This window comes from Mycobacterium sp. E787 (genome assembly GCF_001668725.1).
Taxonomy (GTDB): domain Bacteria; phylum Actinomycetota; class Actinomycetes; order Mycobacteriales; family Mycobacteriaceae; genus Mycobacterium.
In genome coordinates, this window is sequence record NZ_LZKL01000120.1 from 44,085 (window position 1) to 70,885 (window position 26,801).

Genomic DNA, 26,801 nt, shown 5'->3' on the forward strand with positions numbered 1-26,801 from the left:
CCGGAAAGGGGCGAGTTGACGATGACGACACTGGAAACGCTGCTGAGCGATCCCGACACGGCCGGGGTGTGGAACCTCGTTCCCGACCGGTCCGCGATCACCTTCAAGATCAAGAACATGTGGGGGCTGCTGACCGTCAAGGGCCGCTTCACCGAGTTCAGCGGCGACGGGCAGTTGACCAACAAGGGCGCCGTCTTCGGCCGCGTCGACATCCGGGCGGCGTCGGTGGACACCGGCATCGGCCGCCGCGACAAACACCTGCGCTCGCCCGACTTCTTCGACGTCGAGCGCTACCCCGACATCAGCGTCGTCGTCACCGCCGTGCACCCCACCCAGGGCCGGTCCGCCGACCTCCAGGCGTCCTTCACCATCAAGGGCAGCACCGCGCCGCTGCCCCTGCCCGTCACGATCACCGAGCTCGACGACGGGGCCATCCAGATCGCCGGGGGAACCCAAATCGACCGGTCCAAGTTCGGGCTGGGCTGGAACAGGCTGGGCATGATGGGCGCGACGGTGACGGCCGCCGCGCAGGTGGTCTTCGTTCGGGCGGACGGGTAAGGCGGCGGGGTCACCGCTACCATCTGAGCGTGGCCGACTCCACCCCCCTGCGGATCCTCGTCTACAGCGACAACGCCGAAACCCGCGAGCAGGTGATGCGGGCGCTCGGCAAGCAGCTGCACCCGGACCTGCCCGAGTTGAGCTACGTGGAGGTGGCGACCGGCCCGATGGTGATCCGCACCATGGACGAGGGCGGCATCGACTTGGCCATTCTCGACGGGGAGGCGACCCCGACCGGCGGCATGGGCATCGCCAAACAGCTCAAGGACGAACTCTCCAGCTGCCCGCCGATCGTGGTGCTCACCGGCCGCCGCGACGACGCCTGGTTGGCCAGTTGGTCGCGCGCCGAGGGCGCGGTGCCGCACCCGCTGGACCCCATCGTGCTGGGCCGCACGGTGCTGGGGCTGCTCCGCACTCCCGCTCGCTAGCAATTAGCGCTTTCACCTGCGCCGACACGGAAACCTGAGCCGTGTGGGCGGTCGCCCGGCATCCCCGCCGCGACGCGCCCGGATGCGGCCACGTTAAAACCGGGCAAATAGCACCACCCCGGGCACGTGCGCCGGCCGCAACGACGCTATGTTGAAGGTCACTGCGGCGGGCTACAGACCCGGCTCGTCACAGCGGCCCGGTTACCGCCTGGCCACCGTTGAAAGGCTCAGCGGCGGCCCACACGACGGATCATGGAGCGAGTTGAACGTCTACATACCCATCCTGGTGCTGGGCGCGATCGCCGCTGCCTTTGCCGTGGGCTCGGTCGCGATCGCGAGTTTGGCCGGCCCGACCCGCTACAACAAGTCGAAGCTGGCCGCCTACGAGTGCGGCATCGAGCCCACCGAAACGCCGGTGAGCGGCCCGCACGCGACGGCCGGCCAGCGGTTTCCGGTGAAGTACTACCTCACGGCGATGCTGTTCATCGTCTTCGACATCGAGATCGTCTTCCTGTACCCGTGGGCGGTCAGCTACGACGCGCTGGGGACCTTCGCGCTGGTCGAGATGGTGGTGTTCATGCTCACGGTCTTCGTGGCCTACGCCTACGTGTGGCGCCGCGGCGGCCTGACGTGGGATTGAGGTAGACGTGGGCCTGGAAGAACAGCTGCCCGGTGGCATCCTGCTGTCGACGGTCGAGAAGGTTGCGGGCTACGTCCGCAAGAACTCGTTGTGGCCGGCGACCTTCGGGCTGGCCTGCTGCGCCATCGAGATGATGGCGACGGCCGGGCCGAGGTTCGACATCGCGCGGTTCGGCATGGAGCGGTTCTCGGCGACCCCGCGCCAGGCCGACCTGATGATCGTGGCCGGGCGGGTGAGCCAGAAGATGGCGCCGGTGCTGCGGCAGATCTACGACCAGATGGGCGAGCCGAAATGGGTGCTGGCCATGGGCGTCTGCGCGTCATCGGGCGGGATGTTCAACAACTACGCGATCGTGCAGGGCGTGGATCACGTGGTCCCGGTGGACATCTACCTGCCCGGCTGCCCGCCGCGTCCGGAGATGCTGCTGCACGCAATCCTGACGCTGCACGAGAAGATTCAGCAGATGCCGCTGGGCGTCAACCGCGAGGAAGCCATCGCCGAGGCCGAGCAGGCGGCGCTGGCGGCCCGGCCCACCATCGAGATGCGCGGTCTGCTGCGATGAGCTCGCCAGACCACGACCCGAAGGTTGCGGCCAGCGAGGTGGGAGGAGCCGTCCCTACGGCCGACGAAGAGGTCATCGACGTCCGTCGCGGCATGTTCGGCGTCAGGGGCACCGGCGACACGTCCGGATACGGGCGGTTGGTGCGCGAGGTCACGCTGCCGGGCAGCAGCCCCCGGCCCTACGGCGGTTACTTCGACGACATCGCCGACCGGCTGGCCGAGGCGCTGGGCCGCGAGGGCGTCGAATTCGACGACGCCGTAGAGAAAGTCGTGGTCGACCGCGGCGAGCTGACGTTGCACGTGAACCGCGGGCTGCTGCCGCAGGTCGCCCGGCGGCTGCGCGACGAACCGGACCTGCGCTTCGAGATGTGCCTGGGTGTGAACGGCGTGCACTACCCCCACGAGACCGGCCGGGAACTGCACGCCGTCTACCCGCTGCAGTCGATCACCCACAACCGTCGGCTGCGGCTGGAAGTGGCTGCGCCGGACAGCGATCCGCACATCCCGTCGCTGTATGCGGTCTACCCCACCAACGACTGGCACGAGCGGGAAACCTACGACTTCTTCGGGATCATCTTCGACGGCCATCCCTCGCTCACCAGGATCGAGATGCCCGACGACTGGCACGGGCATCCGCAGCGCAAGGACTACCCGCTGGGCGGCATCCCGGTCGAATACAAGGGCGCGAAGATTCCCCCACCCGACGAGCGCAGGGGCTATAACTGATGACCGACACCGAAACCGTCCTGGTCGCGGGCGGCCAGGACTGGGACCAGATCGTCGACGCCGCCCGCAACGCCGACCCGGGCGAGCGCATCGTCGTCAACATGGGCCCGCAGCACCCGTCCACCCACGGGGTGTTGCGGTTGATCCTGGAGATCGAGGGCGAGACCGTCACCCAGGCGCGGTGCGGAATCGGCTATCTGCACACCGGGATCGAGAAGAACCTCGAATACCGCTACTGGACCCAGGGTGTCACCTTCGTGACCCGGATGGATTATCTCTCACCGTTTTTCAACGAGGCCGCCTACTGCCTCGGTGTGGAGAAGCTGCTCGGCATCACCGACGAGATACCGGAGCGCGTCAACGTCATCCGCGTCATGATGATGGAGCTCAACCGGATCTCGTCGCATCTGGTCGCGTTGGCCACCGGCGGCATGGAACTGGGCGCGATGACCCCGATGTTCGTCGGCTTCCGGGGCCGCGAGATCGTCCTGACGCTGTTCGAGAAGATCACCGGCCTGCGGATGAACAGCGCCTACATCCGTCCCGGCGGCGTGGCGCAGGACCTGCCGCCCGGCGCGGAAACCGAGATCGCCGAGGCCCTCGAGCAGCTGAAGCAACCGCTGCGCGAAATGGGCGATCTGCTCAACGAGAACGCCATCTGGAAGGCGCGCACCGAGGGCGTGGGCTACCTGGACCTGACCGGCTGCATGGCGCTGGGCATCACCGGCCCGATCCTGCGTGCCACCGGGCTGCCGCACGACCTGCGCAAGAGCGAGCCCTACTGCGGCTACGAGAACTACGAGTTCGACGTGATCACCGATGAAGGTTGTGATGCGTACGGGCGCTACATCATTCGCGTCAAGGAGATGTGGGAGTCGATCAAGATCGTGGAGCAGTGTCTGGACAAGCTGCGGCCGGGACCGACGATGATCGAGGATCGCAAGATCGCCTGGCCGGCCGACCTGAAGCTCGGGCCCGACGGCCTGGGGAACTCACCCGAGCACATCGCCAAGATCATGGGCAGCTCGATGGAGTCGCTGATCCACCACTTCAAGCTGGTCACCGAGGGCATCCGCGTTCCCGCGGGCCAGGTGTACACCGCGGTGGAATCGCCCCGCGGCGAGCTCGGCGTGCACATGGTCAGCGACGGCGGCACCCGCCCCTACCGGGTGCACTACCGGGACCCGTCCTTCACCAACCTGCAATCCGTCGCCGCGATGTGCGAGGGCGGGATGGTCGCCGACCTCATCGCCGCGGTCGCCAGCATCGACCCGGTGATGGGCGGGGTGGACCGATGACGGGGCCGCAGGGGCAGCCGGTGTTCATCCGGCTCGGCCCGCCGCCCGGCGAGCCCAACGCGTTCGTGGTCGAGGGCGCCCCGCAGTCGTACCCGCCGGAGGTACGGGCGCGCCTCGAGGTCGACGCCAAGGAGATCATGGGCCGCTACCCCAACAAGCGCTCGGCCCTGCTGCCGCTGCTGCACCTGGTGCAGGCGCAAGACTCCTACCTGACCCCGGCGGGCCTGGAGTTCTGCGGGGAGCAGCTGGGGCTGACCGGCGCCGAAGTGTCCGCGGTGGCAAGCTTTTACACGATGTATCGCCGCGGGCCCACCGGCGACTACCTGGTCGGGGTCTGCACCAACACCCTGTGCGCGGTGATGGGCGGCGACGCCATCTTCGAAACGCTGGTCAATCACCTCGGCGTGCGCAACGACCAGACCACGCCCGACGGCAAGATCACCCTGCAGCACATCGAGTGCAACGCCGCGTGCGACTTCGCACCCGTCGTCATGGTCAACTGGGAGTTCTTCGACAACCAGACGCCGGAGTCGGCGCGCGAACTCGTCGACTCCCTGCGCTCCGGCCGCCCCCAGGCGCCGACCCGCGGCGCCCCGCTGTGTGCCTTCCGTGAGACGTCGCGCATCCTGGCCGGCCTGCCCGACGAGCGCCCCGACCAGGGCCAGGGCGGCGCGGGCGAGGCGACGCTGGCCGGCCTGCGGGTGGCGAAGGAACTCGGCATGGAGGCGCCCGACACCCCGTCGTCCGGGAAGGATCAGTGATGGCCGCGCCCAGCGCCCAGGCGACGCCGCTGACACCGGTGATCAGCCGCTTTTGGGACGATCCCGAGTCGTGGACGTTGGAGACCTACCGCCGCAACGACGGCTATCGGGCCATGCAGAAGGCGCTGGGCATGGAGCCCGACGACGTGATCGGGGTCGTCAAGGACTCCGGCCTGCGCGGCCGCGGCGGCGCGGGCTTCTCGACGGGAACCAAGTGGTCGTTCATCCCGCAGGGCGACACCGGCCCGGCCGCCAAGCCGCACTACCTGGTGGTCAACGCCGACGAGTCGGAACCCGGTACGTGCAAAGACATTCCGCTGATGCTGGCGACGCCGCACGTGCTCGTCGAGGGCGTCATCATCGCCGCGTACGCGATCCGGGCCAGCCACGCGTTCATCTACGTGCGCGGTGAGGTGCTGCCGGTGTTGCGCCGGCTGCAGAACGCGGTGGCCGAGGCCTACGCCGCCGGTTACCTGGGCCGCGACATCAACGGTTCGGGCTTCGATCTGGAGTTGGTGGTGCACGCCGGCGCCGGCGCCTACATCTGTGGCGAGGAGACGGCGCTGCTGGACTCGCTGGAGGGCAGGCGCGGGCAGCCGCGGCTGCGGCCACCGTTCCCCGCGGTGGCCGGGCTGTACGGCTGCCCCACGGTGATCAACAACGTCGAGACGATCGCCAGCGTGCCGGCGATCATCCTGCACGGCGTCGAGTGGTTCCGGTCGATGGGCAGCGAGAAATCGCCGGGCTTCACGCTGTATTCGCTGTCCGGTCACGTCACCCGGCCGGGCCAGTACGAGGCCCCTCTCGGGATCACGTTGCGCGAGTTGCTCGCCTACGCGGGCGGCGTGCGGACGGGGCACCGGCTCAAGTTCTGGACGCCCGGCGGGTCGTCGACGCCGCTGCTCACCGACGAGCACCTCGACGTGCCGCTGGACTACGAGGGCGTGGGCGGCGCCGGTTCCATGCTGGGCACCAAGGCGCTCGAGATCTTCGACGAGACCACGTGCGTGGTGCGCGCGGTCCGCCGCTGGACCGAGTTCTACAAGCACGAATCGTGCGGCAAGTGCACCCCGTGCCGGGAGGGCACCTTCTGGCTGGACAAGATCTACGAGCGGCTGGAAACCGGTGGGGGCACGTCAGAGGACATCGACAAGCTGTCGGACATCTCCGACACCATCCTGGGAAAGTCCTTCTGCGCCTTGGGCGATGGCGCCGCCAGCCCGGTGATGTCGTCGATCAAGTACTTCCGCGACGAATACGTCGCGCACGTCGAGGGGGGCGGCTGCCCGTTCGACCCGCAAGACTCGATGCTCAACGGAGGTACCGCGTGACACAGGCCGCCGACACCGAAAACCAGGTGAGCCGGCCGGAGATGGTGACGTTGACCATCGACGGCGCCGAAATCAGCGTGCCCAAGGGGACTCTGGTGATCCGCGCGGCCGAGTTGATGGGCATCCAGATCCCGCGGTTCTGCGATCACCCGCTGCTGGACCCGGTCGGCGCGTGCCGGCAGTGCCTGGTCGAGGTAGAGGGACAGCGCAAGCCGATGGCGTCGTGCACGACCGTCGCCACCGACGACATGGTGGTGCGCACCCAGCTCACGTCCGAGGCCGCGGACAAGGCCCAGCACGGCGTCATGGAGCTGCTGCTGATCAACCACCCGCTGGACTGCCCGATGTGCGACAAGGGCGGCGAATGCCCGTTGCAGAACCAGGCAATGTCCAACGGCCGCACCGACTCTCGCTTCACCGACGTCAAGCGCACCTTCGCCAAGCCGATCAACATCTCCGCGCAGGTGCTGCTGGACCGCGAGCGCTGCATCCTGTGCGCCCGCTGCACCCGGTTCTCCGAGCAGATCGCCGGTGACCCGTTCATCGACATGCAGGAGCGCGGCGCCCTGCAACAGGTCGGCATCTACGCCAACGAGCCGTTCGACTCCTACTTTTCGGGCAACACGGTGCAGATCTGCCCGGTGGGCGCGCTGACCGGGACCGCGTATCGCTTCCGGGCGCGCCCCTTCGACCTGGTCTCCAGCCCCAGCGTGTGCGAGCACTGCGCCTCCGGGTGCGCGCAGCGCACCGACCACCGCCGCGGCAAGGTGCTGCGCCGGCTGGCCGGCGACGACCCCGAGGTCAACGAGGAGTGGAACTGCGACAAGGGCCGGTGGGCGTTCACCTACGCGACCCGGCACGACGTGATCACCAACCCCCTGGTCCGGGACGCCAACGGCGAGCTGCAGCCCGCGTCGTGGTCGCACGCGATCGTCGCGGCGGCCGAGGGGCTCGAAGCGGCCCGCGGGCGCACCGGCGTGCTGGTCGGCGGCCGGGCCACCTGGGAAGACGCCTACGCCTACAGCAAGTTCGCCCGAATCACGTTGGACACCAACGACATCGACTTCCGCGCCCGGCCGCACTCGGCCGAGGAGGCCGACTTCCTGGCCGCCCGCGTCGCCGGCCGGCCGGTGACGGTGAGCTACACCGACCTGGAAACCGCGCCGGTGGTGGTCCTGGTCTCCTTCGAGCCGGAGGACGAGTCGCCCATCGTGTTCCTGCGGCTGCGCAAGGCCGCCCGCAAGCACGGGGTCCCCGTATACGCGGTCGCGCCGTTCGCGACGCGCGCGCTGACCAAGATGGCGGGCCGGCTGATCAGGACCGTTCCCGGCGCCGAAGCGGCCGCGCTGGACGCGCTGGGCGGCGGCGAGATCGGTGAGCTGCTGTCGAAACCGGGCGCGGTCATCATGGTCGGCGAGCGCCTGGCCACGGTGCCCGGCGGGCTGTCCGCGGCCGCCCGGCTCGCCGACGCGACCGGCGCGCGGCTGGCGTGGGTGCCGCGCCGCGCCGGCGAGCGCGGCGCGCTGGAGGCCGGCGCGCTGCCCACGCTGCTGCCCGGCGGTCGCCCGGTGTCCGACGACGCCGCCCGGGCGCAGGTCGCGGCGGCCTGGAACGTCGACGAATTGCCTTCCGCCGCAGGGCGGGACGCCCATGCCATCCTGGCCGCCGCCACGGACGGCTCCCTGGCGGCGCTGCTGGTCGGCGGCATCGAACCCAACGACTTCCCCGATCCCGACGCGGTGCTGGCCGCGCTGGACGCCGCCGGTTTCGTCGTCAGCCTGGAGCTGCGGCACAGCCCGGTCACCGAGCGCGCCGACGTGGTGTTCCCGGTCGCGCCGACGACGCAGAAGTCCGGCGCCTTCGTCAACTGGGAGGGCCGCTACCGCGGGTTCGCGCCCGCGCTGCACGGCACCACCCAGCAGGCCGGGGTGTCCGACCACAAGGTGCTCGACACGCTGGCCGACGAGATGGGCGTCTATCTGGGAACCACCACCGTCGAAGCGGCCCGCGAGGAACTGTCCCGCCTGGGTACCTGGGACGGTGAGCACGCCGCCGCCCCGCAGGTCGCCACCCCGGCGCCGGCCGAGCCGGGGCAGGGTCAGGCCGTGCTGGCCGGATGGCGGTTGCTGCTCGACGAGGGCCGGATGCAGGACGGCGAACCGCACCTGGCCGGCACCGCGCGCAAGCCCGTCGCCCGGCTGTCCGCAGGCACCGCCGCCGAGATCGGCGCCGCCGACGGCGACAACGTCACGGTCAGCACGCCGCGCGGATCGATCACGCTGCCGCTGGACATCACCGACATGCCCGACCGGGTGGTGTGGCTTCCGCTGAACTCGCCGGGTTCGGCGGTGCACCGGAAATTGGGCGTAACGATCGGCAGCACAGTGGAAATCGCAGTGGGGGAAATCGGAGTGGGCTCATGACGACCACCTTGACCGACTTCGGGCACGACACCTGGTGGCTGGTGCTGGGCAAGGCGCTGGCCATCTTCGTCTTCCTCATGCTCAACGTGCTGGTCGCGATCCTGCTCGAACGCAAGATCCTCGGCTGGATGCAGTTGCGGCCCGGCCCCAACCGGGCGGGGCCGTGGGGCGCCCTGCAGAGCCTGGCCGACGGGATCAAGCTGGCGCTGAAGGAAAGCATCACCCCCGGCGGCATCGACAAGTTCGTTTACTTTGCGGCGCCGGTCTTTTCGGTCATCCCCGCGTTCACCGCGTTCGCGTTCATCCCGTTCGGCCCGGTGGTGTCGGTGTTCGGCCACCGCACGCCCCTGCAGCTGACCGACCTCCCGGTCGCGGTGTTGTTCATCCTGGGGCTCTCGGCGATCGGCGTGTACGGCATCGTGCTCGGCGGCTGGGCGTCGGGATCGACCTACCCGCTGCTGGGCGGGGTGCGCTCCACCGCGCAGGTGATCTCCTATGAGGTCGCGATGGGGCTGTCGTTCACCGCGGTGTTCCTCTACGCCGGCACCATGTCGACGTCGCAGATCGTGGCCGCGCAGGACCGCGTCTGGTTCGTGTTCCTGTTGCTGCCGTCGTTCGTGATCTACCTGATCTCGATGGTCGGCGAGACCAACCGCGCCCCATTCGATCTGCCCGAGGCCGAAGGCGAACTGGTCGCGGGATTCCACACCGAATACTCCTCGCTGAAGTTCGCCATGTTCATGCTGGCCGAGTACGTCAACATGATGACGGTGTCCTCACTGGCCACGGCCATGTTCTTCGGCGGCTGGCACGCGCCCTGGCCGCTGAACATGTGGGCGGGCGCCAACTCCGGATGGTGGCCGGTGCTGTGGTTCACGCTCAAGATGTGGACCTTCCTGTTCATCTACTTCTGGCTGCGCGCCAGCCTGCCCCGGCTGCGCTACGACCAGTTCATGGCGCTGGGGTGGAAACTGCTGATCCCGGCCTCACTGGTGTGGGTGCTGATCGCCGCCGTGATCCGCACGGCGCGCAACCAGGGATACGCGCACTGGACGCCGGTGCTGGTGGTCAGCAGCATCGTCGTGGCCGGCGCGCTGGTGCTGCTGTTGCGAAAACCGTTCACGGCGCCGAGCATTCGCGCGATGGAGCGTCAGCTGCGCCGGCAGCGCGACGAAATCCCCTCCCCCGCAATCACCGAGCCGGCCTTCCCGACGCCGCCGCTACCCGCGCGGAAGGTCGGCGCGAGCAAGGAGGAAGCACGTGCCTAAATTTCTCGACGCCGTAGCCGGATTCGGCGTGACGCTCGGCTCGATGTTCAAAAAGCACGTCACGGAGGAATATCCGGAGAAGCCGGGGCCGGTCGCGCCGCGCTATCACGGCCGTCACCAACTCAACCGGTACCCCGACGGCCTGGAGAAGTGCATCGGGTGCGAGCTGTGCGCCTGGGCCTGCCCCGCCGACGCGATCTACGTCGAGGGCGCCGACAACACCGAGGAGCTGCGGTACTCGCCGGGCGAACGCTACGGCCGCGTGTACCAGATCAACTACCTGCGCTGCATCGGCTGCGGCCTGTGCATCGAGGCCTGCCCCACCAGGGCGCTGACGATGACCAACGACTACGAGATGGCCGACGACAACCGGGCCGACCTCATCTACGAGAAGGACCGGCTGCTCGCCCCCCTCACGCCGGAGATGACGGCGCCGCCGCACCCGCGGGCCGCCGGCGCCACCGACAAGGACTACTACCAGGGCAACGTGACCGCGGAGGGACTGCGCGAGCACGAGAGCGCCGGAGACGCAAGATGACCGCGACGCTCGCCGCCGACACCATCGTTCGCACCTCGACCGGCGAGGCGGTCACGTTCTGGGTGCTGGGCGCGCTGGCGGTGCTCGGCGCGCTCGGCGTGGTGCTGGCGGCCAACGCTGTCTACTCCGCGATGTTCCTGGCGATGACGATGATCATCCTGGCGGTGTTCTACATGGTCCAGGACGCGCTGTTCCTGGGCATCGTCCAGGTGGTCGTCTACACCGGCGCGGTGATGATGCTGTTCCTGTTCGTGCTGATGCTGATCGGCGTGGATTCCGCGGAGTCGCTGAAGGAGACGCTGCGCGGCCAGCGCATCGCGGCGGTGTTCACGGGCCTCGGGTTCGGCATCCTGCTGCTCGCGGGCATCGGCAACGTGGCGACCGGCGGTTTCCTCGGCCTCACCACGGCCAATTCCGGCGGCAACGTGGAAGGCCTGGCCGCCCTGATCTTTTCGCGCTACCTCTGGGCGTTCGAGCTGACCAGCGCGCTGCTGATCACCGCGGCCGTGGGGGCGATGGTGCTGGCGCACCGGGAGCGCTTCGAACGCCGCAAGACGCAACGCGAACTGTCCGAGGAGCGGTTCCGGCCCGGCGGGCGGGCGACCCCGCTGCCCAACCCCGGTGTGTACGCGCGCCACAACGCGGTCGACGTCGCCGCGCTGCTGCCCGACGGCTCCTACTCGGGCCTGTCGGTGTCCCCGATCCTGAAGATCCGGGGCGCGGACGGCGCAGAAGTCCGAGAGACACCCGCGGAGGCCGTGCAGGGCGGTGCGTCGTGAATCCGGCCAACTATCTGTATCTTTCGGCGCTGCTCTTCACCATCGGCGCCGCGGGTGTGTTGTTGCGCCGCAACGCCATCGTGATGTTCATGTGCGTCGAGCTGATGCTCAACGCCGTCAACCTGGCGTTCGTCACGTTCGCGCGGATGCACGGCCATCTCGACGGCCAGATGATCGCCTTCTTCACGATGGTGGTCGCCGCGTGCGAGGTCGTGGTGGGCCTGGCCATCATCATGACGATTTTCCGTGCCCGCAAATCGGCGTCGGTCGACGACGCGAACCTACTCAAAGGCTGAACAACGTCACGATGACTGACTACACCTGGCTGCTGGTGGCGCTGCCATTGGCGGGCGCCGCGATCTTGTTGTTCGGGGGTAGGCGCACCGACGGGTGGGGGCACCTGCTGGGCTGCGCGACCGCGCTGGCAGCGTTCGGCGTGGGGCTGGGCCTGCTCAGCGAGCTGCTCGGCCGCGGCGGGGACGACCGGGTCATCCACCAGAAGGTGTTCAGCTGGATTCCCGTCGGTCAACTGCAGGTGGACCTCGGGCTGCAGATCGACCAGCTGTCAGTGTGTTTCGTGCTGCTGATCTCCGGCGTCGGGTCGCTGATCCACATCTATTCGGTCGGCTACATGGCCGACGACCCGGACCGCCGCCGCTTCTTCGGCTACCTCAACCTGTTTCTGGCCTCGATGCTGCTGCTGGTGGTCGCCGACAACTACGTGGTGCTCTACGTCGGCTGGGAGGGCGTCGGCCTGGCCTCGTATCTGCTCATCGGCTTCTGGTATCACAAGCCGACGGCGGCCACCGCGGCCAAGAAGGCGTTCGTGATGAACCGGGTCGGGGACGCCGGCCTGGCACTCGGAATGTTCCTGATGTTCAGCACATTCGGCACGCTGTCGTACGCCGGCGTGTTCGCCGGCGCGCCCGCCGCCGGCCGGGGCGCGCTGACGGCGATGGGATTGCTGCTGCTGCTGGGCGCCTGCGCCAAATCCGCCCAGGTCCCGCTGCAGGCCTGGTTGGGCGACGCGATGGAGGGCCCGACGCCGGTGTCCGCGCTGATCCACGCCGCCACCATGGTGACCGCCGGCGTGTACCTGATCGTGCGGTCCAATCCGCTCTACAACCTCTCCCCCGACGCGCAATTGGGCGTGGTGATCGTCGGGGCCGTCACCCTGCTGTTCGGGGCGCTCATCGGCTGCGCCAAGGACGACATCAAGCGCGCCCTGGCGGCGTCGACCATGAGCCAGATCGGCTATATGGTGCTGGCCGCCGGCCTCGGCCCGGCCGGCTACGCCTTCGCGATCATGCACCTGCTCACCCACGGCTTCTTCAAGGCCGGGCTGTTCCTCGGCTCCGGTGCGGTGATCCACGCGATGCACGAGGAGCAGAACATGCGCCGCTACGGCGGCCTGCGCAAGGCTTTGCCGATCACCTTCGCCACATTCGGCCTGGGCTATCTGGCGATCATCGGGGTGCCACCCTTCGCCGGTTTCTTCTCCAAGGACAAGATCATCGAGGCGGCCCTGTCCTCCGGGGACACCCGCGGCTACGTGCTGGGCGGGGCGGCGCTGCTGGGCGCCGGCGTCACCGCCTTCTACATGACCCGCGTCATGCTGATGACCTTCTTCGGTGAAAAGCGTTGGGCCCCCGGCAGCCACCCGCACGAGGCGCCGGCCGTGATGGCGTGGCCGATGATCCTGCTCGCCGTCGGTTCGGCGTTCTCCGGCCTGCTGTTCTGGTGGGGCGGAGCCCTGCAGCACTGGCTCGAGCCCGTCGTCGGGACGCGCGAAGAGGCCGCCCATGCGCTGCCCGCCTGGGTCACCACCGTCGTGGCGCTCGGCGTCGTCGCGATCGGCATCGCGGTGGCCTACCGGATGTACGCGATGTCGCCCATCCCCAGGGTGGCCCCCCTCCGGGTCTCGCCGCTCACCACCGCCGCGCGCGCCGACCTGTACGGCGATGCCTTCAACGAGGAGGTGTTCATGCGCCCTGGTGCGCAACTGACCGGAGCGCTGGTCGAGGTCGACAACGCGGGCGTGGACGGCTCGGTCAACGCGCTCGCGGCGCTCGTGAGCCGGACGTCAAACGGCCTGCGGCGCTTCCAAACCGGGTTCGCCCGCAACTACGCCCTCTCGATGCTGGCCGGCGCGGTGCTGGTGGTCGCCCTGATCTTGGCGGTGCGGGCGTGGTGAGCGCCAACATCCCGTGGCTGAGCATCCTGTGGCTGCTGCCGCTGGCGGGTTCCGGGCTGATCATCCTGCTTCCCCCCGGGATGCGACAGCTGGCCAAGTGGGCGGGCCTGGTCGTCGGCGTGCTGACGCTGGCGGTGGCGATCGTCGTCACCGTCGCCTTCAAGACGGGCGGCCCCACCTACCAGTTCGTCGAAAGCCACAGGTGGATACCGGCGTTCGGCGCGGGTTACTCCCTCGGGGTGGACGGCATCGCCGTGGTGCTGGTGCTGCTGACCGCGGTGCTGATCCCGCTGCTGCAGGTGGCCGGCTGGAACGACGGCAGGCAGGGCACCCAGGCAAATTCTCGCAGCGTGCACGCCTACGTCGCGCTGACGCTGGCCATCGAGTCGATGGTGCTGGTCTCGGTGGTCGCGCTGGACGTGCTGCTGTTCTACGTGTTCTTCGAAGCCATGCTGGTGCCGATGTACTTCCTGATCGGCGGCTTCGGTTCGGGACCCGGCAGGTCGCGCGCCGCGGTGAAGTTCTTGCTGTACAACCTGTTCGGCGGCCTGATCATGCTGGCGGCCGTCATCGGGCTCTACGTGGTGACCGCGCAGCACGGCTCGGGCACGTTCGACTTCCGTGACATCGTCGCCGGCGTGGCGTCTGGCCGCTACGGTGCCGACCCCGCGGTGTTCAAGGCGCTGTTCTTGGGCTTCATGTTCGCGTTCGCGATCAAGGCGCCGCTGTGGCCGTTCCACCGCTGGCTGCCCGACGCCGCGGTCGAGGCCACGCCGGCGACCGCGGTGCTGATGATGGCCGTGATGGACAAGGTCGGCACCTTCGGCATGCTGCGCTACTGCCTGCAGCTGTTCCCCAGCGCCTCAACGTATTTCCGTCCGCTGATCATCGTGCTCGCCGTCATCGGCGTGATCTACGGCGCGATCGTGGCGATCGGCCAGGCCGACATCATGCGGCTGATCGCCTACACGTCGATCTCCCACTTCGGGTTCATCATCCTGGGCATCTTCGTGATGACCACCCAGGGACAGAGCGGGTCGACGCTGTACATGCTCAACCACGGCCTGTCCACCGCGGCGGTGTTCCTGATCGCGGGCTTCCTGATATCCCGGCGCGGCAGCCGGGCGATCGCCGACTACGGGGGCGTGCAGAAGGTGGCGCCCATCCTGGCGGGCACCTTCCTCGTCTCGGCCATGGCGACGCTGTCGCTTCCGGGCCTGGCGCCGTTCATCAGCGAATTCCTGGTCCTGCTGGGCACTTTCAACCGCTACTGGCTGGCGGCGGCGTTCGGCGTGACCGCGTTGGTCCTGTCGGCGATCTACATGTTGTGGCTCTACCAGCGGGTGATGACGGGCCCGGTGGCCGCCGGCAGCGAGGGCATCGGGGACCTGAAGGCGCGCGAGCTGGTCGTCGTCGCCCCGCTCGTCGCGCTCCTGCTGGTGCTCGGCGTCTACCCCAAGCCGGTGCTGGACCTGATCAATCCGGCCGTGCAGAACACGATGACCACCATCGGCCAGCATGACCCCGCGCCGAGCGTGACCCGCCCGGTTTCGGGCGTTGGCTCCCCGAAGACAGCCGAAGGACCGCACCGATGACCCTGCCCACCCCCAGCGTCGAGTACTTCCTGCTGTGCCCGATGCTCATCGTCTTCGGTGTCGCCGTCGCCGGGGTGCTCGTGGAAGCGTTCGTCCCCAGGCGAATTCGGTACGCCACCCAGGTGACGCTGGCCCTGGGCGGCCTGATCGCGGCGCTGGTCGCGGACGTGGAGGTCGCCGAGTCGGTGCCGGCGTCGGGTCGCGCGGCGGTGCTGGGCGCGGTGGCGATCGACCGACCGTCGCTGTTTCTGCAGGGCACCGTTCTGCTGGTCGCGGTGCTGGCCGTCATCTTCATGGCCGAGCGGACACAGGCCAAGGCCGACACCAAGTCCGTGGCCACAGCAGGGGTCGCGGCGGGCTCCGGTGGCCTGGATTCCTTTACGCCGCAGGCCTCCGCGGTTCCCGGCAGCGACGCCGAGCGCGAGGCGGAGCGGGCCGGCGCCGCGCAGACCGAGCTCTTCCCGCTGGCGATGCTGTCCGTCGGCGGCATGATGGTCTTCCCCGCGTCCAACGACCTGCTGACGATGTTCGTCGCCCTGGAGGTTTTGTCGCTGCCGCTGTACCTGATGTGCGGGCTGGCGCGTCATCGCCGCCTGCTCTCGCAGGAAGCGGCGATGAAGTACTTCCTGCTGGGCGCGTTCTCCTCGGCGTTCTTCCTGTACGGGGTGGCGTTGCTCTACGGCGCGACCGGCACGCTGCTGCTGCCCGGGATCCGGGATGCCGTTGCCGCCCATGGCGATACCTCGATGGCGTTGATCGGCGTCGCGCTGCTGTCGGTCGGGCTGCTGTTCAAAGTGGGTGCGGTGCCGTTCCACTCGTGGATTCCCGATGTCTACCAGGGTGCGCCCACACCGATCACGGGGTTCATGGCGGCGGCCACCAAGGTGGCGGCGTTCGGCGCGCTGCTGCGGGTGGTCTACGTGGCCCTGCCGCCGCTGCACGACCAATGGCGTCCGGTGCTGTGGACGATTTCGATCCTGACGATGGCGGTGGGCACGATCACCGCCGTCAACCAGACCGACGTCAAGCGGATGCTGGCCTACTCGTCCGTCGCGCACGTGGGCTTCATACTCACCGGCGTGATCGCGGACAACGCGGCCGGTTTGTCGGCAACGATGTTCTATCTGGTCGCCTACAGCTTCAGCACGCTCGGCGCGTTCGCCATCGTGGGCCTGATTCGCAACGCCGACGGCGTCGAGGACGCCACGCTGTCGCACTGGGCCGGGCTCGGGCAGCGCTCCCCCATTGTGGGCGTGATGTTTTCGATGTTCCTGCTGGCGTTCGCGGGCATCCCGCTGACGAGTGGCTTCGTCAGCAAGCTCGCCGTGTTCAAGGCCGCCGCGCAGGGCGGCGCGGTGCCGCTGGTCGTCGTCGGCGTCGTCGCCAGCGGTGTCGCCGCCTACTTCTACGTGCGCGTCATCGTGTCGATGTTCTTCACCGAGGCGACCGACGACACCCCACACGTGGTGGCGCCGGGCGTCCTCAGCAAGGCCGCGATCGCGGTATGCGCCTTGGTCACGGTGCTGTTGGGAATCTTCCCGCAGCCGCTGCTCGACCTGGCCGATCAGGCGGCCCAGCTGCTGCACTGAACCGGCGTCGGGTAGTCAGCTCACGAACGGGCGCGTCGCCAGGACGTAGATCGCCAAGACCCCCACCGGCGCTACGAGCGGCAACCACGGCAGCTGCAGCGGGAACGACGTCGCGACCAGGCCCGCGCAGCTGAACCCCACGGCCGCAAGGGCGGTCGGCCAGCTCCACATCACCGCGCCGGGCGTCGCCGCCGCATGGCGGCACACCAGGTAGGCGGCCGCGCACAGGCCGGACCAGGCGGTGCAGACAAGCGACGGATCCGAGGCCAGGATCGTCGCCACCGACAGCAACACGGCGATCGTCGCCGCGGGGCGGAGGGCCACGCCGACACCCACGGCCAGCAGGGCTCCCGCCGCCACGACGAGCGCCGGTCCGTGCGAGCCGACGGCGGCCAGTACGGCCATGAGCGCGCCGAAAACGGTTGAGACGGCCAGTGTGGCCGGACGCGCGGTCGACTTCATACCCGGAGCCGTCCGCGCACGCGGTGGCGGCGATCCGGCAGCACACCCATCGACTGATCCAGCGTGCTGTCCCCCCGCCAACCCACGATGTCCACGCCGACCGTCGCCATGTCGCGATACATGGCGGAGCGCTGCAGCGCCCACATCCGGTCGATCAGCGGGTCCTGCTGGGCCTCGAAAGGCGAGCTGTCGAGGACGTCGACCGCGATCACGACGTGGCCGCGTTTGCGGAGGTCGATCAGCGCCAGCGCGAACTCCGTGTCGAGCAGCGTGGAGAACGCGATCACGATCGCCCCCACCGGAACGGCCGCCCGCGGCGCCAGTGTGCCCGTGGTGTTTTCGAACTCGTCGCCGGCGCCGAGCACGGTGTCAAGCACCCGATAGAACTGGCGCTGTCCGATGTCGGCGCCGAGCCACCGCGGACGGTTGCCGCCGAGCGCGACCATCCCGGCGCGATCGCCGTGCCGCAGGGCGGTCTGCACCACCTGCGCCGCCCCGCGCACCACTCGTTCGGTCGCAGCGGTCGCCGGGCCCGCCGGCTGCCGGTACCTGTCGATCAGCACCACCACGTCGGCGGCGCGGTCGGTCAACCGTTGCGTCACGTGCAATTGGCGGCGGCGGGCGCTCACCGGCCAGTTCACCGCCCGCAGTTGATCACCGGGCACGTAGGGGCGAATGTCCGCGTACTCGACGCCCGGGCCCACGTGCCGGGTGAGGTGGGCGCCCAGGCGGTCGAGCAACTCCGTCTGCGGGATCGGCGTCGACTGCGGCGGCGTGAGCGGGAACACGAGCACATCGGCCGCGTCCACGGTGGCCGTCCCCGTCAGCAACCCGCCGCGCGCGACCACCTCGACCCGCGCCCGGACCGGGTAGCGGCCCCAGCGTTGCGCGGTCGCCGCAACGGTTTTCGCGTGGCCGGAATCCGCCTCGAGCGCTTCGAGCTCCATGCCTTCGACCGACGAAGTGGTGAGCTCGACCGCGGAAGCCCCCGCGCGCGAGGGGTCTTCGGTTATCCAGACTTTCACCCGCGCCCGCTCGTTTTCAAAACAGCGCTGCGAGTCCGGTTCCCCGTGCACCCGGATCTTCGGCACGGGGGGTTGCCAGCTGATCGAGCAGAGCACCCCGAGCAGCGGCGCCGCGAAGGCGATCAGCTGCCAGCGCGTCCCGATCACGGCGGCGGCCAGCGCGACCCCGGCGCATGTCGCGATCGCCCGCGTCAACGGCGATGCGCGCCAACGGAACTCGACATCGCGACCTTGGATCACGCCCCGTGGCCGCCGCTCGTTCGAGGCACCGGCAAGCGCCGCAGCAGTTCCCCGACGACGTCGGCGCCCTGGATCTTGCGTACCCACATCTCCGGCCGCAGGGTGATCCGGTGCGCCACGGCCGCGACGGCGAGCGCCTTGACGTCTTCGGGGATCACGTAATCGCGGCCGAGCAACAACGCGCGGGCGCGCGCGAGCTGCACGAGGTCGAGCTCGGCGCGGGGGCTGGCCCCCACGGCGACCTGTGGGTGGTGCCGGGTGGCGGTGGCCAGGGACACCACGTAGTGCAGAACGTCCTCGTGCACGGTCACCTGCTCGACCGACTCGCGCATCGCCAGCAGATCATGCGCGTCCACCACCTGATTCACCGTCGGCTCGGCCGAACCCCGTTCCAGGCGGCGGCGCAGCATCGCGGTCTCGTCCCGCTCGGAGAGGTAGCGCAGTTCCAGCCGGATCGCGAACCGGTCCAGCTGCGCCTCCGGCAACGGATAGGTACCCTCGTACTCGATCGGGTTGTCGGTGGCCAGCACGATGAAAGGCGTTGGCAGCTTGTGGGTTTCGCCGTCTATGCTCACCTGGCCCTCGGCCATCGCCTCCAGCAACGCCGCCTGCGTCTTGGGCGGCGTGCGGTTGATCTCGTCGGCAAGCAGCAGGTTGGTGAAGATCGGTCCGGCCCGGAAGGCGAAACGACCGGACTGCATGTCGTAGATCGTCGAGCCGAGCAGGTCCGCGGGCAGCAGGTCCGGCGTGAACTGCACCCGGGTGAAGCGCAGCCCCAGCGCGGCGGCGAACGATCGCGCGATGAGCGTCTTGCCCAGGCCGGGCAGGTCCTCGATGAGCACGTGGCCGCGCGCCAGGACCGCGATCAGGATGAGCGTCAGCGCCGAGCGCTTCCCCACCACCGCCCGTTCGATCTCGTCGAGCACCGCCTCGCACTGGGCGGTGGTTGTCGCGGCCGGCAGCGTCATATTTGCTCCAACTTTCGCAGGATCTGTTCCAGCACCGCGCGGCCCGGACCGGTGTGATGGTCGCCGGTGCGCGTGACGTTGTTGGGATTGACCCATTCCCACAGCTCGGCGCCGAAAAGCATCCGGCCGGTCGCGTGATATGCCATGGGATCCTTGGATTGCCTTTGGCCCGTTGTCATCTCGTAACGCCGCGCCAGCATGGGGCGCAGATGGCGGTCCCAGTCCGCCCGCGTGGAGTCCGACCACCGGATCGTCGTCTCGGTGGTGGCGAGCCAGCGGCGCAACGAATCCCCCAGATCGTCGTAGCCGGTCTCGGCGGCCGGTTCGTTGTTGCGGCCCAGATAACGACGGACGTTGAGCAGCACCAGCGCAAGGGCGATGCCCGCGGCGGCGAGCAGGAACCGGCGCCCGTGCAGGATCAGCGCCAGCAGCTCGATCCCCACCACGAGGCAAATACCCAGGGCTATGAGCTTTTTCATACCGGGCTCCGCAATTCCGCCAGGACCAGCCGCAGCACGTTTACCGCCACCTCGCGATGCTCCTCGCTCATCACGTGTGGGCTGAAACGTGCCTCTTCGAACAGGTTAACCAGCCGCTCGGCGTTATCGGCCTGCAGCGCATGGTGTTCGACGGCGCGGACGAGGACCTCGGTCGGCGTGTCGAAGTCCTGGGGTGCGGCGCCGGGCACGTTGGCCAGCTCCCGCTCCATCGCGGCATAGCAGGCGATGATCGCCTCGCGCGGCTCCCGGCTGAGGTCGCCGATCTCAGCCAGTCCGACCTCGGCGGCGCGCACGAGGGATTCGGATGGCGCCGTGGCCGCCGGGGATTCGAAGTGATCGTCGGCGTGGGCGGCGGCCACCCCCGCGCCGCGCCACCGTCGCCGCGCCATGATCACCGAGCCGGCCACGATGACCACCATCATCGGGATCGCGCCGGCAAGCAGAACCCCGAACATGTCCCCGGAATTGTTCTGGGGATGTTGCTGCGCCGGCTGCCCGCCCGGGCGTCCCGACGGCTGTGCGGCTGGGGCCGGGCCGGGGGCGGCGGGGTTGACGTCGTGCGGCATCAGGTAGTGGATCAGCAGCGTCGCGATCAGCAGCCATGCCACGATCAGCGCGAGCCCGATCAGCAACACGCGCCAGCTCGGGCGGCCCTTCCCGGTGCCCAGCATGTCGGACAGGTCTTCCTGCTTCGGCGCCATCGCGCGCGGATCGCGCAACCGCGCGATGACGGCGATCGCCAGCAGAGCGAGGGTCGCGCTGAGGGTCACGATCACGAAGAGCAGAGCCGCCCGACCGCCGCCCGGCTCCGCGCGCGACCCATGGCCCTGGGCGGGCAGGTATCCGCGGAGGGCGGCGGCGACGAAGATCATCAAGACGAGCAGCGCGACGACGCGCCCCGTCGGCTTGTCAATACCGGGCATGCGCACACCACTCGACCGGTTGCCTGCCGCCGTTGCGGCACTGGCTTTCCCCATACTGGCACGTCAGGCGGGCATCCCGCCAGGAACCTGCCGATGGGGGTTTGTGCACAGTTGCGGTTCTATCCACAGGCCGCGGCCGGCATGCTCGGGGGTGTGGGGTCTTGACGGGGGTGGTTTTTAGCGTCGGGGCATGGGTGTCAGTGCGGAGGTGGCGCGGGAGCGGATCGGTGCGGCTCTGGACGCGATCGATGCCGCCCACGACGTGCTGCGTCAGACCAGCTCCGATCTGGTGGGCAACGAGTTTCGCGTCGAGGTGGCCGAGCGGCTCGAGACACAGGAGCGCACCAACCGGGGGTTGATGTATCGGGTGTTCGGTGAGATCGCCGAGCCGCCCGACGGCGCCGAGTCCGCCCCGGCCGTGCGGGCGCGGCTGTGCGCGCGGCTGCGGATCACCCCCGGCGAGCTGCGCCGCCGGTTCAAACTCGCCGCCCGGATTAGGCCGCGGCGCTCGCTGAGCGGCCCCCCGCTGCCCCCGGAACTGACCGAGGTGGCGGCCGCGGTGGCCGCCGGCGCGCTCGGCGAGGACCACATCCGCGCCATCTGCCAGGCCCTCGACCTGCTGCCGGCCGCCGTGTCGCCGACCGACGTGACCGAGGCCGAACGCACCCTGGTCGCCCATGCCAGAAAGCTGGACTCCGGCGTGCTCACCCGGCTGGGACAGCGCATCGCCGACTACCTCAACCCCGACGGGCTGTTCACCGACGAGGACCGGGCCCGCCGCCGCGGCCTGCGCCTGGGCCCGCAAGGACCCGACGGCATGTCACGGCTGTCGGGGTTGCTCGACCCCGAGGCCCGCGCCTACCTCGAGGCCCTCGAGGCCGCCGTGCGCCCCGGCCGCCACCAACCCGACAACGCCCCGCCCGAGCAGCCCGACACCCGCACCGCCGCGCAGCGTTGCCACGACGCGCTCAAACTCGGCCTTAAGATCGCCATCGACTCCGGCAAGCTCGGCACCCACCGCGGCCACCCCGTCACCGTCATCGTCACCACCACCCTGGCCGAACTCAACCAGGCCGCCCACGCCGCCGCGGACTCCTCGATCCCGATGCCACCGCCGGCGCGCACCGGCGGCGGCTCCCGGCTGCCGATGCGGGACCTGATCCGGCTGGCCACCCACGCCATCCACTACCTGGCCGTGTTCGACGACCACACCAACCGGCCGCTGTATCTGGGCCGGCAAAAACGGATCGCCACCGCCGACCAACGACTGATCTGCTACGCCCGCGACCGCGGCTGCACCCGCCCCCACTGCCTCATCCCCGGCTACCGCAGCGAAGTACACCACGCACCCGACTGGGCCGCTGGCGGACGCACCGACGCCGACAAACTCTTCTTCGCCTGCGACAACGACCACGACGCCGCCACCCGCGGCGACTACCACACCGAAGTCACCGACACCGGACGCCTCGCCTGGACCAACGGCACCACCCCACCGGCAATCAACCACGCCCACCACCCCGAAGAACTCCTCCACAGCAACCCCGACCCACCCGACGAAGAACAAGAGCCTCCAGTGACACACTGAACGCGTGCCGCCTTATCGCGACCTGGCCGCGTATGACGATCGGGCGCCCGGGTACGACCGCGGGTGGCGGGGCCGGCTGCACCATCAGATCACCGACCGCACCGCCGATCTCGCGGTGGCGACCGCCGGCTCGCCCCGGCGTGTGCTCGACGTGGGCTGCGGGACGGGCCACCTGCTGCGCACCCTCGGCCACCGATACCCCGATGCCCGCCAGCTCTGCGGCATCGACGCCGCGCCCCAAATGATCGCGACGGCAAGCGCTTTCGCCGGGGATGACCGGCTGAGCTTCGCCGTCGGCGTGGCCGAACGGCTCGGCTACCCCGACGAGTCTTTCGACCTCGTCGTCAGCACGACGTCGTTCGACCACTGGACGGACCAGCAAGCGGGACTGGCCGAGTGCGCCCGGGTGCTGCGCCCCGGCGGCCACCTGGTGCTCGTCGACCAGTTCTCGTGGTGGCTGCTGCCGACGCTGGCCACCAGCCGTCGGGGCAAGGCCCGCACGCGTGGCCGCGCCACCGCTTTGCTGCGCCGCGCTGGGTTCACCGCCCCACACTGGCACCGGCTCTACGCCGTGATCATCAACGCCGTCACGGCGACCAAACCGGCCTAACCACCCAGCGTGAACGGGGAGAAGCTGCCGTCGAGCACCTGCAGATGGCCGATCGTGCGCCCGGTGACCGCCTCGGGATCGACCAGCGCCAATTCGACTGCCGCCCGGGCGAATTCATCGGCCGGGGCGGTGTCGACGAATTCACGGGCGTAGTAGGCCAGGCCCGGCGTCAGGATCGGTTTCGACGGCGACAGCGCGTTCACCGCGATGTTGTGATCGGCGAGGTCGAACGCCGCGCACTGCGTGAGATGCTCCAGCGCGGCCTTGGACCCGCCGTAGCCGGGCAGCACACCGCCGCTGCGGTCGGCGTACGGTCCGTTGCCGGGCATCCGCGACGCGACCGAGGTGATGTTGATGATCGAGCCGCCACCCGCCTCGATCATGTCGGGGCACACCAGTTGCATCAGCTCGTAGGCGGCGAACACCCCGATGTCGAAGTGCCGGCGAAACGCCTGCAGCGGCGTGCTGACGAAGCCGGGCCAGCCGGGTTTCGCGCCGCCGCCGGGCGGCTTGACCGCCTTGGCTCGCGGCGCCCCGTCCGTTTTCGAACCCGGCACCGGCGGGCGGCCGGGCGCGGTGAACGCCGCGTTGTTGACCAGGATCGTGATGGGCCCCAACGCCTCTCGGGCCTCGGTCACCAGCCGGGCGACGTCGTCGCGGTCGGTCAGATCGGCGCGGATCGCCACGGCCCGTTCGCCGGCCGCGCCGATCTCGGCGACCGTCTCGCCGATGGTTCCGGGCAGCCGCTCGTCCCACACCTCCTCGGTGCGCCCGGCGACGGCCACCGCCGCACCCTCCGCGGCGAGCGCCAGCGCGATCGCGCGGCCCAGGCCGCGGCTGCCGCCGGTGACGATCGCGGCGCGACCCGCCAGCCGCGTCATCCGGTCACCCCGTGCACCACGATGGCCGTCGTCTGCTCGACCCAGGTGTCATCCAGGGCCTCCTCCGGTCGCAGCAGCATCCGCAGCATCGTCGCTCCCCCGATCAACTCGATCAGCCGGTCCGGGTCCACGCCCCGATGGGCCTCACCCCGATCGATGGCCGCGCCCAGCCGCACCCGAACCGCCGCAAACAGCCCGGCGAAACGCGACATCACCCGGGCGTTCAGGGCGGGATCGGCCGTCATGTCGGCCACCAGCCCGGGCAGCGCGGCCCGCACCACCGGCGTGGTGAACACGTCGCGGGTGGCCTCGATCATCATCCGGACATCGGCGGCGATGTCGCCGGCCGGGGCCACCAGCGCGGTGGGCGCCGTCGGGAACGCCGCCTCGTGCACCAGTTCGGCCTTGCTGGACCACCGGCGGTACAGCGCCGATTTCGTGGTGCCGGCCCGCTCCGCCACGGCGGCCAGGCTCAAATTCGAATAGCCGATCTCCACAAGCAGTTCCGCGGTCGCCGACAGGATGGCCGAGTCGATGCGCGGATCGCGGGGCCGCCCGGCCCCCGGGGCCTTGTCAAGGTAGGACGGGTCTGCTTTCATAACGCTACCTACCGTATCGTAATTGCCGCGAAGAAGTCTCCAAGACGTCTCGGAGAATGGAGGCACCCGTGTCCAATGAACCTGTGCTGGACAAAGTCGACCGGCTGCAGCGCTCCAGCCGGGACGTCAGCACGCTGCCCGCCGTGATGTCGCGATGGCTGTCGACGGTCCTTCCCGGCGGGGCCGAGCCCGAGGTGACGGTGGAGAGCGGCGTGGACTCGACGGGCATGTCGTCGGAGACCATCATCTTGATCGCACGCTGGGAACAGGACGGCCGGCCGATCGAGCAGAAATTGGTCGCCCGGGTGGCGCCGACCGCCGAGGACGTCCAGGTGTTCCCGACGTATCGGCTCGACCACCAATTCGAGGTGATCCGCAAGGTCGCGGAGCTCACCGACGTCCCCGTCCCGCGGGTGCGCTGGCTGGAGCCCACCGGCGACGTCCTGGGCACGCCGTTCTTCGTGATGGATTACGTCGACGGCGAGGTGCCGCCGGACGTCATGCCGTACACGTTCGGCGGCAACTGGTTCGCCGATGCGCCCGCCGAGCGACAGCGCGAACTGCAGGACGCCACGGTGGGGGTGCTGGCCAAGCTGCACTCGATCCCCAACGCCGAGAAAACCTTTGGCTTCCTCGCCGCAGGAGAGGGCGACACCGCCCTGCGCAGGCACTTCAACTGGGTGCGGTCCTGGTACGACTTCGCGGTGCCCGACATCGGCCGATCCCCTTTGCTGGAGCGCACTTTCGAATGGCTGGAGGCCAACTGGCCGAGCGAGGCAGCCGCGCGCGAACCGGTGCTGCTCTGGGGCGACGCGCGGGTGGGCAACGTGCTGTACCGCGACTTCCGGCCGGCGGCCGTGCTGGACTGGGAGATGGTGACGCTGGGGCCGCGCGAGCTCGATGTCGCGTGGATGATCTACGCGCACATGGTCTTCCAGGAGCTCGCCGGCCTGGCGACCCTGCCTGGCCTGCCCGACGTGATGCGCGAGGACGACGTGCGCGCCACCTACCGGCAACTCACCGGCGTCGACGTGGGCGACCTGCGCTGGTTCTACGCCTACTCCGGGGTGATGTGGGCGTGCGTGTTCATGCGCACCGGCGCGCGACGGGTGCACTTCGGGGAGACCGAGAAACCCGAGGATGTCGAATCGCTGTTCTACCACACGGGATTGATGAGACGGCTCATCGGAGAGGATCAGTAATGCTCGGACCGCTCGACGAGTTTCCGGTACATCAGGTACCCCGGCCGATCGCGTGGGCGGGCACCTCGGACCGCAACTTCTACGACCGCTCCTATTTCAACGCCCACGACCGCACCGGGAACATCTTCGTCATCAGCGGCATCGGCTACTACCCCAACCTGGGCGTCAAGGACGCGTTCTTCCTCGTCCGGCGCGGGGACACCCAGACCGCGGTGCACCTGTCGGACGCCATCGACCAGGACCGGCTCAACCAGAACGTCAACGGCTACCGCATCGAGGTCAGCGAACCGCTGCGCAAACTGCGCCTCGTCCTTGACGAAACCGAAGGCATCGCAGCCGATCTCACCTGGCAGGGCCTGTTCGACGTCGTCCAGGAGCAGCCGCACGTGCTGCGGTCCGGCAACCGGGTGACCCTGGACGCCCAACGCTTCGCCCAGCTCGGCAGCTGGAGCGGCCGCATCGCCATCGACGGCGAGGAGACCGCCGTCGACCCCGCGACCTGGCTGGGCAGCCGGGACCGGTCCTGGGGCATCCGGCCCATCGGCGAACCGGAGCCGGCCGGCCGGCCCGCCGACCCGCCGTTCGAGGGCATGTGGTGGCTCTACGTGCCGATGGCCTTCGACGAGTTCGCGATCGTGCTGATCATCCAGGAGGAGCCCAACGGGTTCCGCTCGCTCAACGACTGCACCCGGGTGTGGCGCGACGGCCGCGTCGAGCAGCTGGGCTGGCCGCGCGTGGCGATCCACTACCGGTCCGGCACCCGCATCCCGACCGGGGCGACGATCGACGCGACCGCCCCCGACGGCACGCCGGTCCGCTTCGACGTCGAGTCCAAGCTGCCCGTCCCGATCCATGTCGGCGGCGGCTACGGCGGCGACTCGGACTGGCTGCACGGCATGTGGAAGGGCGAAAAGTTCGTCGAGCGGCTGACCTACGACATGACCGACCCGGCCATCGTCGCGCGGTCCGGCTTCGGCGTGATCGACCACGTGGGCCGCGCGCTGTGCCGCGACGGCGACGGGGATCCCGTGGAGGGCTGGGGCCTCTACGAACACGGCGCGCTGGGCCGCCACGAACCGTCGGGCTTCAAAGACTGGCTGACCGTCGCGCCGTAGGG

Annotated in this window: 27 protein-coding genes; 20 read left to right on the forward strand and 7 right to left on the reverse strand. The window is 69.4% G+C overall.

What is annotated here, in order from left to right; all coding sequences use genetic code 11:
- The first annotated feature begins 21 nt into the window (after window positions 1-21).
- From A5705_RS23295 to nuoN, 16 genes are all read left to right on the forward strand, one after another.
- Window positions 22-558, forward strand: a complete 537-nt coding sequence (locus A5705_RS23295; RefSeq protein ID WP_067883468.1) for a YceI family protein — start codon at window positions 22-24, stop codon at window positions 556-558.
- Between the two features lie 29 nt (window positions 559-587).
- Window positions 588-986, forward strand: a complete 399-nt coding sequence (locus tag A5705_RS23300; RefSeq protein ID WP_067883469.1) for a response regulator transcription factor — start codon at window positions 588-590, stop codon at window positions 984-986.
- A 262-nt stretch (window positions 987-1,248) separates the two neighbouring features.
- Window positions 1,249-1,626 carry an NADH-quinone oxidoreductase subunit A gene (locus A5705_RS23305; RefSeq protein ID WP_067883552.1) on the forward strand — a complete coding sequence of 126 codons (378 nt, stop codon included), beginning with the start codon at window positions 1,249-1,251 and terminating at the stop codon, window positions 1,624-1,626.
- A gap of 7 nt (window positions 1,627-1,633) precedes the next feature.
- Window positions 1,634-2,188, forward strand: coding sequence for an NADH-quinone oxidoreductase subunit B family protein (locus tag A5705_RS23310; protein ID WP_068280338.1), 555 nt, complete (start codon window positions 1,634-1,636; stop codon window positions 2,186-2,188).
- The gene (locus A5705_RS23315; protein ID WP_067883470.1) at window positions 2,185-2,913 is read left to right on the forward strand and encodes an NADH-quinone oxidoreductase subunit C; all 729 of its coding nucleotides are present in this window, start codon (window positions 2,185-2,187) and stop codon (window positions 2,911-2,913) included. Before A5705_RS23310 ends, A5705_RS23315 begins: the two co-directional genes overlap by 4 nt.
- Window positions 2,913-4,211 carry an NADH dehydrogenase (quinone) subunit D gene (gene nuoD, locus A5705_RS23320; RefSeq protein WP_067883471.1) on the forward strand — a complete coding sequence of 433 codons (1,299 nt, stop codon included), beginning with the start codon at window positions 2,913-2,915 and terminating at the stop codon, window positions 4,209-4,211. The genes A5705_RS23315 and nuoD overlap by 1 nt, the downstream gene beginning before the upstream one ends.
- Complete coding sequence (gene nuoE / locus A5705_RS23325) at window positions 4,208-4,972, forward strand: NADH-quinone oxidoreductase subunit NuoE (RefSeq protein ID WP_067883472.1); 765 nt, start codon at window positions 4,208-4,210, stop codon at window positions 4,970-4,972. Before nuoD ends, nuoE begins: the two co-directional genes overlap by 4 nt.
- Complete coding sequence (nuoF, locus tag A5705_RS23330) at window positions 4,972-6,303, forward strand: NADH-quinone oxidoreductase subunit NuoF (RefSeq protein ID WP_068280342.1); 1,332 nt, start codon at window positions 4,972-4,974, stop codon at window positions 6,301-6,303. Before nuoE ends, nuoF begins: the two co-directional genes overlap by 1 nt.
- Window positions 6,300-8,726, forward strand: coding sequence for an NADH-quinone oxidoreductase subunit G (locus A5705_RS23335; RefSeq protein WP_068280345.1), 2,427 nt, complete (start codon window positions 6,300-6,302; stop codon window positions 8,724-8,726). Before nuoF ends, A5705_RS23335 begins: the two co-directional genes overlap by 4 nt.
- An 8-nt stretch (window positions 8,727-8,734) precedes the next feature.
- The gene (gene nuoH / locus A5705_RS23340; protein ID WP_197521324.1) at window positions 8,735-9,994 is read left to right on the forward strand and encodes an NADH-quinone oxidoreductase subunit NuoH; all 1,260 of its coding nucleotides are present in this window, start codon (window positions 8,735-8,737) and stop codon (window positions 9,992-9,994) included.
- The gene (gene nuoI / locus A5705_RS23345; protein WP_067883476.1) at window positions 9,987-10,532 is read left to right on the forward strand and encodes an NADH-quinone oxidoreductase subunit NuoI; all 546 of its coding nucleotides are present in this window, start codon (window positions 9,987-9,989) and stop codon (window positions 10,530-10,532) included. Before nuoH ends, nuoI begins: the two co-directional genes overlap by 8 nt.
- Window positions 10,529-11,311, forward strand: a complete 783-nt coding sequence (locus A5705_RS23350) for an NADH-quinone oxidoreductase subunit J (RefSeq protein ID WP_068280351.1) — start codon at window positions 10,529-10,531, stop codon at window positions 11,309-11,311. The genes nuoI and A5705_RS23350 overlap by 4 nt, the downstream gene beginning before the upstream one ends.
- On the forward strand, window positions 11,308-11,607 hold the full coding sequence (nuoK, locus tag A5705_RS23355; protein WP_047313174.1) for an NADH-quinone oxidoreductase subunit NuoK: 300 nt from the start codon (window positions 11,308-11,310) through the stop codon (window positions 11,605-11,607). The genes A5705_RS23350 and nuoK overlap by 4 nt, the downstream gene beginning before the upstream one ends.
- Before the next feature lie 11 nt (window positions 11,608-11,618).
- Window positions 11,619-13,505 (forward strand): NADH-quinone oxidoreductase subunit L, encoded by a 1,887-nt coding sequence (nuoL, locus tag A5705_RS23360; protein WP_068280354.1) that lies wholly within the window; start codon window positions 11,619-11,621, stop codon window positions 13,503-13,505.
- Complete coding sequence (locus A5705_RS23365; protein ID WP_068280375.1) at window positions 13,502-15,100, forward strand: NADH-quinone oxidoreductase subunit M; 1,599 nt, start codon at window positions 13,502-13,504, stop codon at window positions 15,098-15,100. The genes nuoL and A5705_RS23365 overlap by 4 nt, the downstream gene beginning before the upstream one ends.
- Window positions 15,097-16,689, forward strand: coding sequence for an NADH-quinone oxidoreductase subunit NuoN (nuoN, locus tag A5705_RS23370; RefSeq protein WP_067883479.1), 1,593 nt, complete (start codon window positions 15,097-15,099; stop codon window positions 16,687-16,689). The genes A5705_RS23365 and nuoN overlap by 4 nt, the downstream gene beginning before the upstream one ends.
- Window positions 16,690-16,704: 15 nt before the next feature.
- Here nuoN and A5705_RS23375 read toward each other — a convergent pair whose 3' ends face one another.
- The 5 genes from A5705_RS23375 to A5705_RS23395 are packed head-to-tail and all read right to left on the reverse strand — an operon-like array spanning window position 16,705 to window position 20,807.
- Window positions 16,705-17,151, reverse strand: coding sequence for a hypothetical protein (locus tag A5705_RS23375; RefSeq protein WP_067883480.1), 447 nt, complete (start codon window positions 17,149-17,151; stop codon window positions 16,705-16,707).
- Complete coding sequence (locus A5705_RS23380; protein WP_068280357.1) at window positions 17,148-18,416, reverse strand: DUF58 domain-containing protein; 1,269 nt, start codon at window positions 18,414-18,416, stop codon at window positions 17,148-17,150. Before A5705_RS23380 ends, A5705_RS23375 begins: the two co-directional genes overlap by 4 nt.
- On the reverse strand, window positions 18,413-19,384 hold the full coding sequence (locus tag A5705_RS23385; RefSeq protein ID WP_067883482.1) for a MoxR family ATPase: 972 nt from the start codon (window positions 19,382-19,384) through the stop codon (window positions 18,413-18,415). The genes A5705_RS23380 and A5705_RS23385 overlap by 4 nt, the downstream gene beginning before the upstream one ends.
- On the reverse strand, window positions 19,381-19,863 hold the full coding sequence (locus A5705_RS23390) for a hypothetical protein (protein WP_067883483.1): 483 nt from the start codon (window positions 19,861-19,863) through the stop codon (window positions 19,381-19,383). The genes A5705_RS23385 and A5705_RS23390 overlap by 4 nt, the downstream gene beginning before the upstream one ends.
- On the reverse strand, window positions 19,860-20,807 hold the full coding sequence (locus A5705_RS23395; protein WP_067883484.1) for a DUF4129 domain-containing protein: 948 nt from the start codon (window positions 20,805-20,807) through the stop codon (window positions 19,860-19,862). Before A5705_RS23395 ends, A5705_RS23390 begins: the two co-directional genes overlap by 4 nt.
- 190 nt (window positions 20,808-20,997) lie before the next feature.
- On the opposite strand from A5705_RS23395, the gene A5705_RS23400 reads away from it, so the two are divergent.
- On the forward strand, window positions 20,998-22,392 hold the full coding sequence (locus A5705_RS23400; RefSeq protein WP_067883485.1) for a 13E12 repeat family protein: 1,395 nt from the start codon (window positions 20,998-21,000) through the stop codon (window positions 22,390-22,392).
- 4 nt (window positions 22,393-22,396) lie between these two features.
- Window positions 22,397-23,002 carry a class I SAM-dependent methyltransferase gene (locus A5705_RS23405; RefSeq protein WP_068280360.1) on the forward strand — a complete coding sequence of 202 codons (606 nt, stop codon included), beginning with the start codon at window positions 22,397-22,399 and terminating at the stop codon, window positions 23,000-23,002.
- Here the strand turns inward: A5705_RS23405 and A5705_RS23410 are convergent.
- Both A5705_RS23410 and A5705_RS23415 read right to left on the reverse strand, forming a co-directional pair.
- Window positions 22,999-23,883, reverse strand: a complete 885-nt coding sequence (locus A5705_RS23410) for an SDR family NAD(P)-dependent oxidoreductase (protein WP_067883487.1) — start codon at window positions 23,881-23,883, stop codon at window positions 22,999-23,001. The genes A5705_RS23405 and A5705_RS23410 overlap by 4 nt on opposite strands.
- The gene (locus tag A5705_RS23415) at window positions 23,880-24,482 is read right to left on the reverse strand and encodes a TetR/AcrR family transcriptional regulator (protein ID WP_067883488.1); all 603 of its coding nucleotides are present in this window, start codon (window positions 24,480-24,482) and stop codon (window positions 23,880-23,882) included. Before A5705_RS23415 ends, A5705_RS23410 begins: the two co-directional genes overlap by 4 nt.
- A gap of 56 nt (window positions 24,483-24,538) precedes the next feature.
- Here A5705_RS23415 and A5705_RS23420 point away from each other — a divergent pair, with 56 nt between their 5' ends.
- Window positions 24,539-25,684: a phosphotransferase family protein gene (locus tag A5705_RS23420; RefSeq protein ID WP_369829620.1), complete on the forward strand. Its 1,146-nt coding sequence runs from the start codon at window positions 24,539-24,541 to the stop codon at window positions 25,682-25,684.
- On the forward strand, window positions 25,684-26,799 hold the full coding sequence (locus A5705_RS23425; RefSeq protein ID WP_068280362.1) for a hypothetical protein: 1,116 nt from the start codon (window positions 25,684-25,686) through the stop codon (window positions 26,797-26,799). The genes A5705_RS23420 and A5705_RS23425 overlap by 1 nt, the downstream gene beginning before the upstream one ends.
- Window positions 26,800-26,801 lie beyond the last annotated feature (2 nt).